The following is an 18,406-nucleotide window of genomic DNA, read 5'->3' on the forward strand; positions in this document are numbered from 1 at the left end:
CGCTGCATTCCGTCAACACGGCGATCCCCAGACCGGCATCATCCCCCGTGTGACGTTCAATGACCCCGAGTCGGCCTCGGAGATCACCGACACCCGCTCCCTCACGACGACGGCGCTGGAGGCCGCAGCAGCGGCACACCGCACCAGCTCCCGACGCGACACCTCGAGCAGACGTGCCAGCACGGACCCGCTGCGCACCGATTCGGATCAGCAGAAGCGTTCCGAGCCCAACCGCGCCTCGAAAGGCCCCCGTCGCAGCGACGACAACGATCATCACACCGACCGCAGTGCAGCCAAGGTCTCTGACGGCACGAGCCATGAGGACGACGAGCTGATCGTCGGCGGGCACAAGATCAACTGGTGGCTCTGGGCGCTGGTGGGGCTGCTCGTCCTGGCCATCGTCTTCACGGGGATCGCCCTGGTGCACCACAAGAACAGGGATCAGCAACCAGCACCCGGTGTGACAGGCACATCCACGTCCAGCCAGTCGTCACGTACGGTGACGCGTCTGTCCGACAAGGGGCTTCTCACCGCCGAGGACGCCAAGAGCATCACCGATGACACATGGACGGTGGCATCGACGACGGACAAGGTCTCCGCCAGCGACTCCAACGCCATCTCGTGTGTGGTGCGAGACACCAATCATCCTCGCTCGGTGAGCACCTGGCAACGAGCCCTGTCCACGAATTCGAAAACGGCCACTGCCGCACTGCACCGCATCGACTCCTATGCCAACGACGCTGCCGCCCAGGCTGCCTATCAGGCCGAGCTGGCCTCACTGGCCTCGTGTTCCTCGGTGCCAGCACACATCGTTTCCGCGGCCACCTTCCAGCACTTGGGGGATCAGTCGCAGTCGGTGACGATCGCCTACCAAGGCGTGAAGTCGCAGTACCGCACCGTCGTGCTCATGAGGATGGGTACGGTCATCGAGGCTCTGGACGTGGCAAACGTCGACTCGGCGGTCCCGGCGGCGAAGGTCGGCAAGGCGTTGGCCACAGCAGCGACCAAGTCCTGCGGCCTCAGCGGTGGCACCTGTCCGACAGATGCGGTGGAAACGGCCGATGCCGTACCTCCAGTCGCCGGTGACGCTGGCTGGCTCATCACCTCGGACCTGCCTCGCATCACCCCGGACGCCGGGGAGTGGTCGACCACTCCTATCGGGTCGGTGACGACGAAGGGAACCCAGTGCGAAGGCGTCACTCTGGCGACGTTCTCCGGTCCGACGGCAAGGAATCAGCGCACCTACCTGCTCTACCAGGACTCCGCTGCCCCACAGGGCTTCGGTGTGGACGAGGTGAATCTCACCTTCAAGGACTCCTCGGCAGCCAGTGCCTCCGCCAAGAAGATTGGCGACTCCATCTCCCGGTGTTCCAAGAACCTGAGCACCGCCAAGGTCTCCGACGCCAAGGAGGTCAAGGGTCCGGGAGCCAATGGCAAGGCAGTGTCCGGTCGCACCTTCACCATCACCGCTGACGCGGGATCAGGCAAGGAGATTCGTTACCAGGTGGCCATTGCCTCGGTGAACAACAAGGTGACCTACCTACTGGCCAACACCACCAAGGCATTCGGATTCCCCGCCGACGAGTGGGCCAAGCTCGGTCTGCGTGCTGCCCAGCGAGCCAGTCAGGTGCGTTGAGCGGACCCTGAACTGGCTCTACGGCAAGAACCGAACACGGGCGGGGCCTGGGCGAACGCTGACGGACGCCCCACGCTGCAAGCGTTGAACGGACGGTCTCGCACGGCGAACGCTGACGCACGACCCTGCGCAGCAAGTGCTGAACGATCCCCCGCGCGGCAAGCGCTTGGACAGCCCCGCGCGGCAAGAGCCGAACGGACGGTCTGGGTGCACGCTGCCGGACGATTCCCGCAGCTAGATCGAACGAACGGCCCCACACGGCGAGTGCTGACAGACGACTTCGCACAGACACAGCAAGTGCTGAACGGCCTTGCGCATCTGGCACCCAACCCATGCCCGTTTGCACGGCTCCTCGCCGCCCGGGATCCGGGAGAAACCTGCCAAGTGCCAGGCACGAGACACTCGCGTTCCCAGCTGTTCCGCAGCCGGGGGCACCATGTGAGGTGCCCCTGAGTCAAGTGGTCTTGAACCAGCCGCCCAGCCAACATGCTCACCGAGAGTTCTCGGGGAGGATCCAGGGGGACCCATTGCCTCGAACACGACGAAGGGGCAGGACACAGATGTTCATCCGTGCCCCGCCCCCTGGCGGATCAGTCGACGAGTTGTCTCACTTCTTGAGCGACGCCATCGCCTCGTGAGCCAGCTTGGCGGTCTCGGTCGGCGTCTTGCCGACGCGCACGCCAGCAGCCTCCAAGGCCTCCTTCTTGGCAGCAGCGGTGCCCGAGGAGCCCGAGACGATGGCGCCGGCGTGACCCATCGTCTTGCCCTTCGGGGCAGTGAAGCCGGCGATGTAGCCGACGACCGGCTTGGTGACGTACTCACTGATGTACTTGGCGGCACGCTCCTCGGCGTCGCCACCGATCTCGCCGATCATGACGATGACGTCGGTCTCGGGATCCTCCTCGAAGTACTTCAGTGCGTCGATGTGCGTGGTGCCGATGACCGGGTCGCCACCGATGCCGATGGCCGTGGAGATGCCGAGGTCACGCACCTCGTACATGAGCTGGTAGGTGAGGGTTCCGGACTTGGAGACCAGACCCACCCGTCCCGGTCCGGTGATGTCGGCGGGGACGATGCCGGCATTGGACTTGCCGGGACTGATGATGCCCGGGCAGTTCGGTCCGATGATGCGAGTCTTGCCGGACCGCTGGGCAGCCGTGAAGAACTCTGCCGTGTCCTTGACGGGCACCCCCTCGGTGATGCACACCACCAACGGAATCTCGGCCTCGATGGACTCCATGACGGCACTCTTGGTGAACTTGGCCGGCACGAAGATCACCGACACATTGGCGCCGGTGGCGGCCATGGCCTCCTTGACGGTGCCGAACACCGGCACGCTGACGCCGTCACGGAACTCGACCTTCTGGCCCGCCTTGCGAGGGTTGGTGCCACCCACGATCTGCGACCCGGAGTCGATCATGCGTTGGGTGTGCTTCATGCCCTCAGAGCCGGTCATGCCCTGAACGATGATCTTGGCGTTCTCATCCAGAATGATGGCCACGATCAGGCCTCCTTCGATGCGAGCTCGGCGGCCTTGCGGGCGGCCTCGTCCATGGTCTCGACCATGGTCACGAGCGGGTGGTTGTATTCGGACAGGATGGCGCGGCCCTCCTCGACGGCATTGCCGTCCAGACGTACGACGAGCGGCTTGGACGCCTGGTCACCGAGCTTCTCCAAGGCACCCTTGACGCCCTTGGCCACCTGGTCGCAGGCGGTGATGCCACCGAAGATGTTGACGAAGACGCTGCGCACCTGCGGGTCGGAGAGGATGACGTCCAGGCCATTGGCCATGACCTCGGCGGAGGCACCACCGCCGATGTCGAGGAAGTTGGCTGGTCTGGGCGAGCCGGGGAACTCCTCACCGGCGTAGGCGGTGACGTCCAGGGTGCTCATGACCAGACCGGCACCGTTCCCGATGACACCGACGTTGCCGTCGAGCTTGACGTAGTTGAGCCCAAGCTCCTTGGCACGCAGCTCCAACGGGTCGGTGGTGGCTCGGTCGACGAGAGCGGCGTGGTCCGGCTGGCGGAACGAGGCGTTGTCGTCGACGGTCATCTTGGCGTCGATGGCCAGGACCTTGCCGTCCTTGGTCTTGATGAGCGGGTTGACCTCGACGAGAGTGGCGTCCTCGTCGCGGTAGGTCTCCCACAACTTGACGATGGCCGGGACGATGGCTGCATGCTCCTCGGCCGGGAACCCGGCCTCGGTGAGGATCGTGCCGGCCACGGCCTCATCGATCCCCTCGATCGGGTCGACGGGCACCTTGGCCAGGGCCTCGGGGCGCTCCTTGGCCAGGGTCTCGATGTCCATACCACCCTCACGGGAGCACATGACAAGGTAACGACGCTCGCTGCGATCCAGCAGGATCGAGAAGTAGTACTCCTCGGCGATGTCGGCACCCTCGGCGATCATCACCTTGTGCACGGTGTGACCCTTGATGTCCATGCCAAGGATCTTCTCGGCGTGCTGGGCGGCCTCCTCGGGCGACTTGGCGATCTTCACACCGCCAGCCTTGCCACGGCCACCGATCTTCACCTGGGCCTTGACAGCGACAACGGAAGTACCGAGTTCAGCTGCGGCCTGGGATGCTTGCTCCGGATTCTCTGCCACGATCCCGCGAAGCACCGGAACTCCGTGCTTCTCGAACAAGTCGCGGGCTTGGTATTCATACAGGTCCACAATCTCTCCACTCTGCGAGGTGGCCCACCGCTCTCCGGTAGGTCTTTGCCGGACAACAGGAACCGTACAGCAGGTCGTCGTCCGACGTCTGGCAGTAGCCTATCGTCATCGAGAACAAACGTGCATTCTTGTTCCTGAATTTCCTGACGTACGTGTAGCGCATCGGCAGTCGTTGCCCCCTGCCGTGAACCCGTACGTGGATCCGTGCGGTGACCACCTGATCCACCTGACACCCTGCGAGCCCCCGGAGGGAACCTTGCGGCCCTCAATCAAGGAATGTCCAGCCAGGCACGTCCCACCAGTCGGGAGAAGTGACCGCTCTCATTGTGGGCTTTCCTGAGAGATGATAAGTTTTCTCAGAAATGAAAGAAGCCATCTCCGGCGAGTCCGGCTAGACTTTGGCAACGACAGGTTCATGGCACAGCGGCGGCCGGGCGTCCACGACGCACGCCTCCCAAGAGCAGAGGGAGTCCAGTGAAGATCGCACCAACACATTGGCGTGAGAAGTCACAGCAGAACACCCACCTGCCAAGCACTCCCAGGGGCGGGGATGCCGCACAGAGTCACACCCCGTTCACCGATCAACACGGCGACCACCCGCATGCCCGTCGTGGGATCGCCGCCGTGGCCGTCGCAGCACTGGGGCTCATCTCCGTCGGGGGAATCTGGATCAACAGCTCGGCACACTCCTCGGTGACCAATGCCAACTCCATGATGGTGGACACCACTCGACCCGACGACTCCAAGGCCATCCCGGAACCACAGGCAGCTGGTGCCCGCCCAGGCAGCGTCTCCGACGACAAGTCCCTCACCAACCCCACGGCACACACCAAGGACGGCGGACTGGCCGCCCTCGACGGACATGGTTCAACCGTCTCCCGCAGCGCAGTGCGCACTGAGCTGGATCGTGCGATGAACCGTTCCATGTCCGCTCAACGCCATGAATCGATGACACATTCCACCAAGGACGTCATGGGCAGTGCCACCGAGGTCTCCGAGAAGGTGCGCGCCGACGAGTTGGACGCCGCCATCAAGGACGTCCGAGCCAATGCCGCCAAGATCGCTGCCGAGAAGAAGGCCGCCGAGAAGCGGATGCGTGAGGAAGCCGCACGACAGAAACAGCAACAGGCCGCCGACAAGTCCGAGACTTCGGCCACGGATGGCAAGAAGGCCGATGACGACGCCGCCACCTCTGTCGCCACCAGTGGCGGTGCCACCACCCCCATCCCCGCCGGCATGTACCACATCGGTGCCCGGTTCGGCGAGGTCGGGTCATGGGCCCGCTACCACACCGGCACGGATTTCGTCGCTTCCTGCGGCACGCCCGTTGTTGCCGCAACCTCCGGGATCGTCGGTCAACCAACCGGCGGCAGCTGGGCCGGGAACAACATCGTCATCCACCACGCCAACGGTGGGTCCACCCTGCATGCCCACCTGTCATCGGTGGACGTGCATCCCGGCCAGGCCGTCAAGGCAGGCCAGCACATCGGGGCCGTCGGGGAGACCGGGCGCGCCTTCGGATGTCATCTGCACTACGAGTACTATCCCGCTGGCACCACCCCCGGAGACGTCTACTCCGCCAAGGACGCCTTGGGATTCCTGCGGGGCCTGGGCGCCAAGCTGTGACAGTCCACCTGTGACGATCCGTGGATCGCACCCCCTGAACCGAAACTCCTCGCTACCGAATTGGCACGAGGGCTTCTTTCTGCCCTCGCAGCTCCTCGAGCCTCGTGACGTGGATTCAGAGCTTCTCGATCGGGGCGAACTTCAGGGCCAGGCGTTTGACGCCCACGGAACCGAAATCGACGTCGGCCTTGGCATTCGCGCCGTGCCCTGAGGTCGCTGTGACGGTTCCCAGACCCCACTTGGTGTGCAACACCTTGTCACCGACCTGCAGTGACAGTTCCGGCCTGCCCAGACCATGCGCAGCCCCCTTGCCGGAGCCAATCGACCAGCCCCCATCATCACGCGCTCCCCCACGATTGGAGCGATGAGCGGCACCGGCACCGAATCCCCCGTCGGAGAGCCGGTCTCGGGACCTCCGGGTGGTCTCACCAGCCTGGGCCTGCCAACCCGCGGCATCCACCACACGCTCCCAGGTGAAGAGTCGCTCCGGAATCTCATCGACGAATCGACTTTCCGGGTTGTATCGGGGCGATCCCCACATGGTACGCACCACGGCACGGGAGATGAACAGTTGCTTGCGGGCTCTGGTGATTCCCACGTAGGCCAGTCGTCGTTCCTCCTGCAGCTGTGTGGGATCGGCAAGGGACTGCTCGTGCGGGAACAGGCCGTCCTCGAAACCGGTGAGGAACACGGTGTCGAATTCCAACCCCTTGGCCGTGTGCAGGGTCATGAGGGTGACGACGCCATCCCCTTCGGCCGGGATCTGATCGGCATCGGCGACCAGGCTGATCTGCTCCAGGAAGGCCGGCAGGGAATCGTCACCGTCAAGGACGAGATCATCCACATCACCAGCAGCGGCGTCCTCATCGGGCACGTCGGCAGTGTGGGCCCGCGCAACGAATTCCTCGGCCACCGAGACCAGCTCGACGAGGTTCTCCAGACGAGTCTCGTCCTGGGGATCCTTGGAGTTCTCCAACTCGACGGTGTAGCCGGACTCCTTGAGGATCGAGGCAGTGATCTCGTCTGCTCGTGCTCCTTGATCCATCATCGCCCGATGTCGGGCCATGAGCTCTGCGAACGCTCGGACCTGGTTTGCGGAACGGGTGGCCAGGCCGTCGATCTCGTCCACCCGCTCGATGGCCTCACTGAACGAGATGCGACGGGCAGTGGCGAAGAGTTCCAGAGCAGCTTCGGCACGAGCTCCGATACCTCGTCTGGGAACGTTGAGGATGCGACGTACCGAGACGTCGTCGGCTTTGTTGGCAATGGCCCGCAGGTACGAGACGGCGTCTCGCACCTCCTTGCGTTCGTAGAACCGCACTCCGCCAACCACGCGGTAGGGCAGACCGGTGCGGATGAACACGTCCTCCAGGGCGCGGGACTGGGCGTTGGTGCGGTAGAACACCGCGACCTCACCGTAGCTGGTGCGTCCCTGGTCAACGAGATCGTCGATGCGTCCGGCGATCCAGGAAGCCTCGTCATGCTCGGTGTCGGCAACGTACCCAGTGATCGCCGCACCGTCACCCTGGTCGGTCCACAGGTTCTTCGCCGGACGTCCGGTGTTCTTCTGGATGAGGGAGTTCGCAGCTGCGAGAATGTTCTGGGTGGAGCGATAGTTCTGCTCCAAGAGAATCGTTCGGGCCCCTGGAAAATCCTTCTCGAAATCAAGAATGTTACGAATCGTGGCACCGCGAAATGCATAGATCGACTGGTCCGAGTCGCCCACCACCATGAGTTCGGGGGGAGCCACTTGACGCCTCGCATCCTCCTCAGACCCACTGGCGTGCTCCGGTTCATCGGCACACAGGGCACGAATCATCTGGTACTGGGCGGTGTTGGTGTCCTGGTACTCGTCGACGAGGACGTGCCGGAAGCGGCGTCGGTAATGTTCCCGCACCTCGGGGAACTGACGCAGCAGGATGACCGTCTTCATGATGAGATCGTCGAAGTCGAGTGCATTGGCATCGTGGAGACGACGCTGATACTCCGTATAGAATGACGCGTAGAGTTCATCGTTCCCGGTCTGCGCCGCTTCCGCAGCCTCAGATGGGGTCGTGAGTTCGTTCTTCTGGTTCGAGATCCAGTTGAGGATGGTACGCGGCTTGAATTTCTTTGGATCGACATTGGAATCTCGCGCAACCAGGGAAATGAGTCGTTTGGCGTCGGTGTCGTCATAGATGGAGAAATTCCGCGACAGTCCCAACTTGTCGGCGTCCGAACGCAGGATACGCACCGCGCTGGAGTGGAAGGTGGACACCCACATGGCTCGAGCACGGTTCCCGACGAGGTCCACCACCCGCCCCTTCATCTCGGCAGCGGCCTTGTTGGTGAAGGTGATGGCAAGGATCGACCCCGGGTGCACCCCACGCTGAGTGACCAGGTGGGCGATCCGACGAGTGAGCACCCGCGTCTTGCCGGAACCAGCACCAGCGACGACGAGCACCGGCGAACCCGAGTGCAACACGGCTTCCCGCTGGGGTGGGTTGAGGTCGTCCAGGAGTTCATGGGCATCCACTGCTCGACCCATGCCAGTACGTGCCACGTCGGAGGGCAGCATCCCCGGATCGACAGGACGATCAGCATTGACAGGGCGATCGGCCCCATATCGATTAGCTCTGGACCGATCCAGCCCATCCCGCCCCGGACCTGACTGGTCGCCCCCGGGATGGGCCGACTCCGCAGAGGGCCGGGGGGCGAAGAAGGCAGACAGATCAGGCTCACTCATGGTCAGTAACTCTATGCGCAAGGGTGAGACAATTCAGTACCGCGGAATGCGCCCTCCAGACGGACACACCCGCCAGGCCCAGCTGTCCTCCCGCACGGATGTGACCGCAGAAATCAGGGCGTGGACATCATCACCGACCACATTCCGCAGAGCCTCGGACGAGGTGAGAGTTCTCACCACGGCATGAGGACCGCACATCGACGCAGGACGCAGCGTGGCGTCTCATTCATGCCATCATGCCGACTCGGGCGGGTTGACATCGTCGACACTGCCCCATAATCTGCCATCAAGGTCTTGAGATCCGGCGACAAGCCACGGCTTGCCGGACGGCAACCCCTCGCGAGAGCAGGGTGCCCCGTGTGACGACCTGGTTGTGTCAGGAAGGCATGACAAGCGCGACAGTGCTCAAGAGCACCTCATACACAGGAGCAGGAACCATGGCAGCGATCCTTCGCCACCTCGCAGACGCCCACCAGTGCGCCGTCGAGATGTCCGCCATGATGATGCGCCCGTCACGAATGACCGGCACCCGCTGAACGGATACATCGTCGTCCACTCCAGCGGGACCACGGAGCCAGCGGCCAGATCGTCACTTTGACGCCCCCGTCGAGATGTCCTCGATGGCCCGGTGCGTCGATCATGGCCTGAGTTCATGAGGACGATACCGAGTCGGAGCATCCGACCCACGCACAATCCTCGTCTCACTTCACGCCTCATTCGTCGTCATTGTCCGGATCGATCCGGGACGCACCAGGCACATCATTTCAGGAGCATCACCATGACCACCGCCCAGCCACTCCCCGACAAGCCCAACAATCGCCCGTCCAAGGGCGTCGTCATTGGCGTCATCATCGTCGCCATCGCGCTCATCGCCGGCATCATCACCTGGACGACGAAGGGCAGGTCCAATGCCGACGAGTCCGCCAACCCCACAGTGAGGATCGGTACCACCGAGGCAGGCGCCTCATTCTGGCCCATCTACAAGAAGAAGGCCGCCGAGCAGGGCATCAACATCGAGCCCATCACCTTCAACGACTACAATCAGCCCAACCGGGCACTGGCGCAGAAACAGCTGGATCTCAACTACTTCCAGCACATCTTCTTCCTCACCAACTACAACGTCGAGAACAACGACAGCCTCATCCCGCTGGAGGCCACCTACATCGTCCCGCTCGGGCTGCACTCCAAGACCCACGACAAGCTCTCCCAGATCCCTTCGGGCGGCAACATCGCGATCCCCAATGACGCCACCAACCAAGGACGCGCCCTGCTGCTACTGCAGTCGGCAGGTCTCATCAAGCTCAACGATGGTGGCTCCCCCCTGTCGACTCCCGCCGACATCGATGCCTCGGCCTCCAAAGTCAAGGTGACCCCGGTGGATGCCGCACAGACCGTCACCTCGCTACCCTCGGTGGACGGCGCCGTCATCAACAACAACTTCGCCAACGACGCCGGCATCGACCCCAAGGCTGCACTGTTCGCCGACTCTGCCAAGTCGGACAACGCTGCTCCCTACATCAACGTCTTCGCCGCCCGCCCCGAGGACAAGAACAACGAGACGCTGCTCAAGGCCATCAAGATCTGGCACGACCCCGAGGTTGCCAAGGCCGTCCTCAAGGACTCCAACAACTCCGCGGTGCTCGTGAAAGATCGCAGCCAGGCCGAACTGCAGCACATCACGGACGGCCTGCAGGCCGACATCAAAAAAGCCAGGAAGTGACTCCTTGACGGCACCGATCCACCATCGGTGCCGTCACCACGTCTGCCCACCCACCTTGGCGCGTCCGGGCAACCACGAGCAGGAACTGCCTCCGGACTCGCCCCAGTTGGAGAAGAATCCATGACTGCCGCACACGACGTACACATCAGATTTGACCACGTGTCGAAGATCTTCCAGACCCGTTCGGGCACTGTTCAGGCTCTTGAGGACATCAGCCTGGACATCGGTCGCGCAACGATCTCGGCAGTCATCGGCCACTCCGGAGCCGGCAAGTCCACCCTGGTGCGACTCATCAATGGCCTGGAGCACCCTTCCTCCGGTTCGGTGATCGTCGACGGAACCGACATCTCCGGCCTGACGGAGAAGAAACTACGCCCCCTGCGTGCCGACATAGGGATGGTGTTCCAGCAGTTCAACCTCTTCAACTCCCGCACCATCTACGACAACGTCGCCTACCCCCTCAAGCTCGCTGGCTGGAAGAAGGCCGACGAGAAGGCCAGGGTCACCGAGCTGCTCAACTTCGTCGGGCTCATCGACAAGGCCTGGGTACATCCTGACCAGCTCTCCGGTGGTCAGAAGCAACGGGTGGGCATTGCACGCGCCCTGGCCACTCGCCCATCCATCCTGTTGGCAGACGAGTCCACCTCTGCCTTGGACCCCGAGACGACTGCCGACGTGCTGCAGCTGCTGCAGGAGGTCAACGAGCGAATGGGGGTGACGATCGTCGTCATCACCCATGAGATGGAGGTCGTGCGCAGCATCGCCCAGAACGTGGCGGTACTCGATCACGGCCACCTGGTGGAGACCGGAACCACTGGTGAGATCTTCGCCCACCCACAGTCCGAGACCACCCGCCGATTCGTCTCGACGATCGTGGGACAACATCCCACCGAGCAGCAGGCCGCGAGACTGCGCGAGGAGAATCCCGGCGCGAGGCTGGTCGACGTCACCTCCGTGGATGGCGCAGTGTTCGGCACAACCCTGGCCAAACTGGCCGACAGCGTGAGCTTCAAGATCGTCCACGGTGGCGTCATCGAGACTCGCGACGGCGCCCTGGGCAATTACACCGTTGCCCTCACCGGCCTCGACGACGATGTTGCCAGGGCCACCGACGAACTCTCGGCGATCAGCCACACAGCACGCTCCAACCCCACACAGGAGGCTGACATCCATGACTGACTGGACCTACCTCAAACCGATCTACCTCGAGTCCATCGGTCAGACCCTCTTCATGGCCCTGGTGACCCTGCTCATCGGCGGACTCCTCGGTCTGGTGCTGGGCATCTTTCTTTACGCGACGCGTCGCAACGGTGTGCTGGCCAACCGCCCGGTGAACCTCGTGCTCAACGTCATCGTCAACATCATCCGTCCGATCCCGTTCATCATCTTCATGACGGCGATCGCCCCGCTCACCCTCAAGGTCATCGGCACCACGATCGGTGTGCAGGCGGCCACCTTCCCGCTGTGCATCGCCGCCACCTTCGCCATGAGCCGTATCGTCGAGCAGAATCTCGTGACGGTGGACCCCGGGGTCGTCGAGGCAGCTCGTTCCATGGGAACCGGACCGTGGCGCATCCTCTTCGACGTCGTCGTACGAGAGGCGTTGGGGCCGCTCATCCTGGGCTACACCTACGTGCTCATCGCCATTGTCGACATGACGGCAATTGCCGGTGCCATTGGTGGTGGCGGTCTGGGTCAGTTCGCCATCACCTACGGCTACCAGAAGTTCGACTGGTCGGTGACCCTGGTTGCCGTCGTCACGATCATCATCCTCGTGCAGTTCGCACAATTCCTGGGCAACTGGTTGGCTCGCCGAGCCCTGCGTCGGTGAGAACCCAGGCGGGGTGGCGTCGGTGACGGCTGGTCACCGACACCAACCACCGGCGCCACTGCCACTGTGGCAATACTTCGACAGGACGCAGTCCTCACCCACCGATCCACATCCTGATGCCCCTTTTTTCAGCGCGGGGCAGGATATTCCCGTTCGCTCATTGTTGGTGCAATTTTGCGCCACCGAAGAAATACCTCTCCTGACAGTGGCAACAAAGCTGCTGCCTTGATCTGAGCCAAGTATGGTAATACGCATGGGAATCATTGCATGGATCGTCCTCGGACTCATTGCCGGAGCAATCGCCAAAGCCATCATGCCCGGAGAGCAGGGAGGCGGATGGTTCGCCACCCTCATCCTCGGTGTTGTCGGCGCCATGCTCGGCGGCTTCATCGGCAAGGCCATCTTCCACGTTCAGCTCGACAGGTTCTGGAGCCTCAAGACGTGGCTGCTGTCCATCGTCGGCTCGCTCATCGTGCTGTGGATCTACGGGGCCATCACCAAGAACAAGGCTTCCTGACCCACCTCTTGACCGCAAAGCCGGTGACCGGATCCTCCTGGTCACCGGCTTTCACTGTGTCCAACCCGGATCCGGGCGCACACCACACAGCGAATGTCTCCTCAGGCACCCGGGTATCATGAATGCCAGAGACTGCAGCCGCATTGGAAGGAATGCACGCCCATGAGCAAACTTGTCAGGAGCACCAGCAACAAGATGGTCGGCGGGGTGTGCGCCGGGATCGCCGACGCCTATGGCTATGACGTCACCCTGGTGCGGATCATCACTGCAGCCCTGGTGCTGTTCGCCGGTGCCGGACCAGTTCTGTACCTCATCGCCTGGATGATCATGCCGTCCGATGAGAACGTGTCTCCACAGAACCAGTGGACCAACCAGCAGTGGAACAGCGGCACCTCCCACCCCAACGTCTTCGATCCCTACCAGGACAAGCGCTGATCGACCTGGACCACACCAATACGATGGGCCCCGCCACACGGCGGGGCCCCGTCATCGGCCCATGCGGTCCTTGTGCTGAACGGCACTGGCCCGAGCTGTGACACCCGAGAGCGTTCACTCCCACTCGATCGTCGCCGGCGGCTTGCTGGTCACGTCGAGGACGACGCGGTTGATCTGCGGGCAGGCGTTGGTAATACGTGTGGAGATGCGCTCCAGGACGTCGTAAGGCACCCGCGCCCAGTCGGCGGTCATGGCGTCCTCACTGGTGATCGGGCGCAGGACGATCGGTGAACCGTAGGTACGGCCGTCACCCTGCACCCCGACGGAGTGGACGTCGGCCAGCAGGACCACGGGACACTGCCAGATGTCACGGTCCAGGCCAGCAGCCGTGAGTTCCTCACGGGCAATGGCGTCGGCGGTGCGCAACAGTTCCAGCCGATCCTTGGTCACCTCACCGATGATGCGAATGGCCAGCCCCGGCCCGGGGAACGGCTGCCGCCAGACGATCTGTTCGGGCAGACCGAGCTCCAGGCCCACGGCGCGCACCTCGTCCTTGAACAGGGTGCGCAATGGCTCCACCAACGAGAACTGCAGGTCCTCGGGAAGCCCACCGACATTGTGATGGCTCTTGATGTTGGCAGCACCTTCACCACCGCCGGACTCGACGACGTCGGGGTACAGGGTGCCCTGGACGAGGAAGTCGATCGGTTCGTCGTCGTTGAGACGACGGGCGACGTCCTCAAAGGTACGAATGAACTCGCGCCCAATGATCTTGCGTTTGCGCTCGGGCTCACTCACCCCGTCCAGAGCGGTGAGGAACCTCTCCTCCTCGTCGGCGACGACGAGCTCGGCACCGGTGGAGGCGACGAACTCGTTCTTCACCTGGTCGGCCTCCCCCTGGCGCAGCAGTCCATGGTCGACGAAGACGCAGGTGAGCTGGTCACCGACGGCTCGCTGCACCAACGCGGCGGCCACGGCGGAGTCGACGCCGCCGGAAAGCCCGCAGATGACCCGTCGATCCCCCACCTGTTCCCGGATTCTGGCCACCTGCTCATCCACGATGTTGGCGGCAGTCCAGTCGGCACGGCACCCTGCGACGTCGCGGAGGAAGTGCTCCAGGACGTCCTGGCCGGACTCGCTGTGGTGCACCTCGGGGTGCCACTGCACACCAACGAGTTTGCGGTCAAGGTTCTCGAAGGCAGCCACCGGGGCCCCAGCGGTGCTGGCCAGCACCCGGAAGCCCTCGGGGGCGCGGGTCACCGAGTCGCCGTGGCTCATCCACACATTGATGCTGTGTGGAATCTGGGCGAGCAGACATCCGGAGTCGTCGATGGTCAGACTGGTGCGTCCGTACTCGGAGGTTCCGGTGTGGGCCACCTCGCCGCCAAGTCCCTGGGCCATGAGCTGGAAACCGTAGCAGATGCCCATCACCGGCACCCCGGCCGTGAAGAGGGCAGCATCCACGCTCGGGGCGTTGTCGGCGTACACCGAGGAAGGTCCGCCGGAGAGGATCACCGCCGTGGGGTTCTTGGCGAGCATGTCGTCCACCGGCATGGTGTGCGGGACGATCTCGGAATACACCGACGCCTCACGAACGCGTCGGGCGATGAGCTGGGAGTACTGGGCGCCGTAGTCGACGACGAGCACGAGGTCGTGGGGTTGTTCCATATCGCGAATTGTATGGGGTGACGGCCGTTTGCTCACATTCCCCCTCGCCATGGGCACACGCTCGAGGGGGACACACTCGTGGCGACGCAGGCTCGCGGGACGGACGTAATGTTCCTTCTCGATGAATGCCGTATAAGGTTCGTGTGGGCGAAGGCCTGCCCATGACCTGCCAATTCGTCAGCCGACCTCGTCATCCCATTGCAGCGATGCCCGGAAGGACCCAGGTGATCTTGTGACCAACCGACTCGAGCCCATCAGACGCGTTCTCAGTCGTCTGTCCGAAGACCTCGACGCAGCCATGCGCGAGGATCCGGCAGCCACCTCCAAGGTTCTGGTGGCACTGAGCTATCAAGGTGTCCATGCCATCTGGGCACATCGCGTGGCCCATGCCATCTGGGTGCGATGCCCCCTGCTGCGTCCCCTGGCCCGGATCATGTCGCAGGTGAGCCGGGGCATCACCGGGATCGAGATCCATCCCGGGGCGACGATTGGTCGGCGCTTCTTCATCGATCACGGCATGGGAGTCGTCATCGGCGAGACGGCGGTCGTGGGCGACGACGTGCTCATGTACCACCAGGTGACCCTGGGGGGACGCTCCCGTGGCCAGGTCAAGCGCCACCCGACGATCGGCGACCGGGTGCTGTTGGGTGCCGGAGCCAAGATCATCGGCAACATCACGGTGGGCGACGACGCCAAGATCGGGGCCAACGCCCTGGTCGTCAAGGACGTGCCTCCGGGCACCGTCGTCGTGGGGTCACCTGCGGTGCACAAGGGTGACGTCGTCGCCTGAGGGGCACTTTCAGCGCACGACCAGCTCGATGCGCTGGAACTCCTTGACGTCGGAGTAGCCGGTGGTCGCCATGGCCTGACGCAGACCACCGACGAGGTTCATCGTCCCGTCGGGAATGTGCGAGGGGCCCGTGACGACCTCCTCCAGGGTTCCGACGGTGTCGAAGTGCACCCGCTCACCACGCGGCAGGGAGCCGTGCCAGGCCTCGGCACCCCAGTGCCAGCCCTTGCCGGGGGCCTCGGTGGCGCGGGCCAGCGGGGAACCGACCATGACGGCGTCGGCACCGCAGGCAATGGCCTTGGCGATGTCGCCGGATCGTCCGACCGAACCGTCGGCGATGAGGTGGACGTAGCGACCGCCCGACTCGTCCATGTAGTCACGACGCGCCTCCGCCACGTCGGCGATGGCCGAGGCCATCGGCACCTCGACGCCCAGCACCTGACGGGTGGTGTGTGCTGCGCCGCCACCGAAGCCGACCAGCACCCCAGCTGCACCGGTACGCATGAGGTGCAGGGCCGTCTGGTAGGAGGCACAGCCACCGACGATGACCGGCACGTCCAGCTCGTAGATGAACTTTCGCAGGTCGAGCACGTCGGGGCTGTCGGAGACGTGCTCGGCGGAGACCGTCGTGCCGCGGATGACGAAGAAGTCCACCCCCGACGCGACGACGGTGTCGGCGAACCGAGCCGTGTTCTTGGGTGAGAGGGCGGCGGCGACCGGGACGTCCGCCGCGCGGATCTCACCGATGCGGGCCTTGATGAGTTCGGGTTTGATGGGCTCGGAGTAGATCTCCTGCATGCGGCGGGTGGTGCGTACATCGTCCCCCATCTCGGCAAGCTCGTCGAACAGCGGCTGCGGGTCCTCGTAGCGGGTCCACAGGCCTTCGAGGTTGAGCACCCCCAGTCCGCCCAGTTTCCCGAACTCGATGACGGTGCTCGGACTCATCACCGAGTCCATCGGGGCGGCCATGATCGGGAAGTCGAAGGTGAGGGCGTCGATCTTCCAGTCCAGGTTCACCCGGTCCGTGTCGCGAGTGCGGCGGGATGGCACGATTGCGATGTCGTCGAGTCCGTATGCGTGCGTGGCGCGTTTGCTTCGTTCGAAGTCGTACATGATTCCTCTGCTTGCCGGGCCCCTCGGTGGAGGCCATGTTGCTGATCGTTCTCGGTCAGGTCTTGTGGGGCGTCACCGTCTGGCGTACGCACCTCACCGTCCGGAGTAGTTGGGGGCCTCTGCGGTCATCTGGATGTCGTGCGGATGGGACTCACGCAGCCCCGCCGAGGTGATGCGCACGAAGTGTCCGTTGCGGTGCAGGTCGTCGACCGTCTCCGAACCGGTGTAGAACATCGCCTGGCGCAGACCGCCGACCAGCTGGTAGACGACCGAGCCCAACGGACCACGGTAGGCCACCTGACCCTCGATGCCCTCCGGGACGATCTTGTCGTTGCTGGTGACGTCTCCCTGGAAGTAGCGGTCCTTGGAGTACGACAGTTTCTCACCACGCGCCGACATGGCTCCCAACGAGCCCATGCCGCGATAGCTCTTGTACTGCTTGCCGTTGATGAAGACGAGTTCCCCGGGAGACTCCTCGCACCCGGCGAGCAGCGAGCCGAGCATCACCGAGTCGGCGCCGGCCACCAGGGCCTTGGCGATGTCACCGGAGTACTGCAGGCCACCGTCACCAATGACCGGCACGCCGAACTCACGTGCGGCACGTGCTGCCTGGGCGATGGCCGTCACCTGGGGCACACCCACTCCGGCGACCACGCGAGTGGTGCAGATGGAGCCCGGCCCGATGCCGACCTTGATGCCGTCGGCGCCGGCCTCGCACAGGGCCTTGGTTCCTGCGTAGGTGGCGACGTTGCCACCGATGATGTCCACCCCCTTGGCGGCCGGGTCACTCTTGAGACGGTGGATCATGTCGAGTTCCCCCTGGGTGTGGCCGTGGGCGGTGTCGACGACGATGAGGTCGATGCCCTCCTCGATGAGGGCCATGGCCCGCTCGAAGGAGGTGCCGAAGAAGCCGATGGCGGCACCCACCCGCAACCTCCCCTGGGAGTCACGAGTGGCCTTGGGGTACTGGTCGGACTTGACGAAGTCCTTGAGGGTGAACAGGCCCTTGAGACGGCCATCGGCGTCCACCAAGGGAAGTTTCTCGATCTTGTGGGCGGCCAGCAGCTTGAGAGCATCCGAGGGGGCGGTGCCGACCGGTGCGGTGACCAGTGGGGCATGGGTCATGACCTCGCTCACCGGCTTGGACATGTCATCCTCGAAACGCATGTCGCGGTTGGTGATGATGCCGACGAGCCTCGTGCGGTCGTCCACCACGGGCACCCCGGAGATCCGGTACTTGTGGCACAGCTCCTCGGCATCGGCCATGGTGGCCTCCGGTGAGATGGTGATCGGCTCGTCGACCATGCCGGCCTCCGAGCGCTTCACCTGATCGACCATCTGGGCCTGCTCCTCGATGGACATGTTGCGGTGGAGGATTCCCAGGCCACCCTCACGAGCCATGGCGATGGCCATCCGGGTCTCGGTGACGGTGTCCATCGCCGCACTGACCAGCGGGATGGCAAGACTGATGTTGCGCGACAGTCGAGTCCCGGTGTCGGCATGGGACGGCACGACGTTGCTCTCCTCGGGCTGGAGGAGGACATCGTCGAAGGTGAGTGCCAGAGGTGCAAGTTCGTCGGATGAGACGCGATCACTCATGAACAACAGCAGCCTTTCATGTGGACGTGGTGCACACAGCGCACGGTGCGAGAACGGCGGGGAACGT

The 18,406-nt window shown here is 63.8% G+C and carries 15 protein-coding genes and 1 riboswitch; of the genes, 9 read left to right on the forward strand and 6 right to left on the reverse strand.

Annotated features, from left to right (window positions below):
- Nucleotides 1-49: 49 nt before the first annotated feature.
- On the forward strand, nucleotides 50-1,636 hold the full coding sequence (locus ACP8JZ_RS06720) for a hypothetical protein (protein WP_484482299.1): 1,587 nt from the start codon (nucleotides 50-52) through the stop codon (nucleotides 1,634-1,636).
- Between the two features lie 607 nt (nucleotides 1,637-2,243).
- On the opposite strand, the gene sucD is transcribed toward ACP8JZ_RS06720, so the two are convergent.
- Nucleotides 2,244-3,137 (reverse strand): succinate--CoA ligase subunit alpha, encoded by an 894-nt coding sequence (sucD, locus tag ACP8JZ_RS06725; RefSeq protein WP_286319018.1) that lies wholly within the window; start codon nucleotides 3,135-3,137, stop codon nucleotides 2,244-2,246.
- A 2-nt stretch (nucleotides 3,138-3,139) separates the two neighbouring features.
- Nucleotides 3,140-4,315 (reverse strand): ADP-forming succinate--CoA ligase subunit beta, encoded by a 1,176-nt coding sequence (sucC, locus tag ACP8JZ_RS06730; RefSeq protein WP_323457310.1) that lies wholly within the window; start codon nucleotides 4,313-4,315, stop codon nucleotides 3,140-3,142.
- A 474-nt stretch (nucleotides 4,316-4,789) separates the two neighbouring features.
- Between sucC and ACP8JZ_RS06735 the strand changes: the two genes are divergently transcribed.
- Nucleotides 4,790-5,941: a M23 family metallopeptidase gene (locus ACP8JZ_RS06735; RefSeq protein ID WP_277101162.1), complete on the forward strand. Its 1,152-nt coding sequence runs from the start codon at nucleotides 4,790-4,792 to the stop codon at nucleotides 5,939-5,941.
- Between the two features lie 115 nt (nucleotides 5,942-6,056).
- Here the strand turns inward: ACP8JZ_RS06735 and pcrA are convergent, their stop codons facing one another.
- Nucleotides 6,057-8,498, reverse strand: a complete 2,442-nt coding sequence (gene pcrA, locus ACP8JZ_RS06740) for a DNA helicase PcrA (RefSeq protein WP_484482819.1) — start codon at nucleotides 8,496-8,498, stop codon at nucleotides 6,057-6,059.
- A 458-nt stretch (nucleotides 8,499-8,956) separates the two neighbouring features.
- A riboswitch (SAM riboswitch) is annotated at nucleotides 8,957-9,068 on the forward strand.
- On the opposite strand from pcrA, the gene ACP8JZ_RS06745 reads away from it, so the two are divergent.
- The 6 genes from ACP8JZ_RS06745 (at nucleotide 9,053) to ACP8JZ_RS06770 (ending at nucleotide 13,169) form a co-directional block, all read left to right on the forward strand.
- A complete protein-coding gene (locus ACP8JZ_RS06745) occupies nucleotides 9,053-9,202 on the forward strand; it encodes a hypothetical protein (protein WP_155942656.1) in 150 nt (49 codons plus the stop codon). (Overlaps the previous riboswitch by 16 nt.)
- A 242-nt stretch (nucleotides 9,203-9,444) precedes the next feature.
- A complete protein-coding gene (locus tag ACP8JZ_RS06750) occupies nucleotides 9,445-10,386 on the forward strand; it encodes a MetQ/NlpA family ABC transporter substrate-binding protein (protein ID WP_277101161.1) in 942 nt (313 codons plus the stop codon).
- A 120-nt stretch (nucleotides 10,387-10,506) separates the two neighbouring features.
- On the forward strand, nucleotides 10,507-11,565 hold the full coding sequence (locus tag ACP8JZ_RS06755; RefSeq protein ID WP_306517690.1) for a methionine ABC transporter ATP-binding protein: 1,059 nt from the start codon (nucleotides 10,507-10,509) through the stop codon (nucleotides 11,563-11,565).
- Nucleotides 11,558-12,217 carry a methionine ABC transporter permease gene (locus ACP8JZ_RS06760; protein ID WP_021105742.1) on the forward strand — a complete coding sequence of 220 codons (660 nt, stop codon included), beginning with the start codon at nucleotides 11,558-11,560 and terminating at the stop codon, nucleotides 12,215-12,217. Before ACP8JZ_RS06755 ends, ACP8JZ_RS06760 begins: the two co-directional genes overlap by 8 nt.
- A 253-nt stretch (nucleotides 12,218-12,470) precedes the next feature.
- Nucleotides 12,471-12,734: a GlsB/YeaQ/YmgE family stress response membrane protein gene (locus ACP8JZ_RS06765; protein ID WP_021104256.1), complete on the forward strand. Its 264-nt coding sequence runs from the start codon at nucleotides 12,471-12,473 to the stop codon at nucleotides 12,732-12,734.
- A gap of 162 nt (nucleotides 12,735-12,896) precedes the next feature.
- Entirely contained in the window at nucleotides 12,897-13,169 is a 273-nt protein-coding gene (locus ACP8JZ_RS06770; protein WP_306517691.1) for a PspC domain-containing protein, read from the forward strand.
- 114 nt (nucleotides 13,170-13,283) lie between these two features.
- Here ACP8JZ_RS06770 and guaA read toward each other — a convergent pair whose 3' ends face one another.
- Nucleotides 13,284-14,837, reverse strand: a complete 1,554-nt coding sequence (gene guaA / locus ACP8JZ_RS06775) for a glutamine-hydrolyzing GMP synthase (protein WP_286319041.1) — start codon at nucleotides 14,835-14,837, stop codon at nucleotides 13,284-13,286.
- Between the two features lie 232 nt (nucleotides 14,838-15,069).
- Between guaA and cysE the strand changes: the two genes are divergently transcribed.
- On the forward strand, nucleotides 15,070-15,627 hold the full coding sequence (gene cysE, locus ACP8JZ_RS06780) for a serine O-acetyltransferase (RefSeq protein WP_484482300.1): 558 nt from the start codon (nucleotides 15,070-15,072) through the stop codon (nucleotides 15,625-15,627).
- Between the two features lie 9 nt (nucleotides 15,628-15,636).
- Here cysE and ACP8JZ_RS06785 read toward each other — a convergent pair whose 3' ends face one another.
- Together ACP8JZ_RS06785 and guaB are read right to left on the reverse strand one after the other, a co-directional pair.
- Entirely contained in the window at nucleotides 15,637-16,740 is a 1,104-nt protein-coding gene (locus tag ACP8JZ_RS06785; RefSeq protein ID WP_023034259.1) for a GuaB3 family IMP dehydrogenase-related protein, read from the reverse strand.
- 93 nt (nucleotides 16,741-16,833) lie between these two features.
- On the reverse strand, nucleotides 16,834-18,339 hold the full coding sequence (guaB, locus tag ACP8JZ_RS06790) for an IMP dehydrogenase (RefSeq protein ID WP_021105746.1): 1,506 nt from the start codon (nucleotides 18,337-18,339) through the stop codon (nucleotides 16,834-16,836).
- Between the last annotated feature and the right edge of the window lie 67 nt (nucleotides 18,340-18,406).

Source organism: Cutibacterium sp. LaCa_286 (assembly GCF_057198075.1).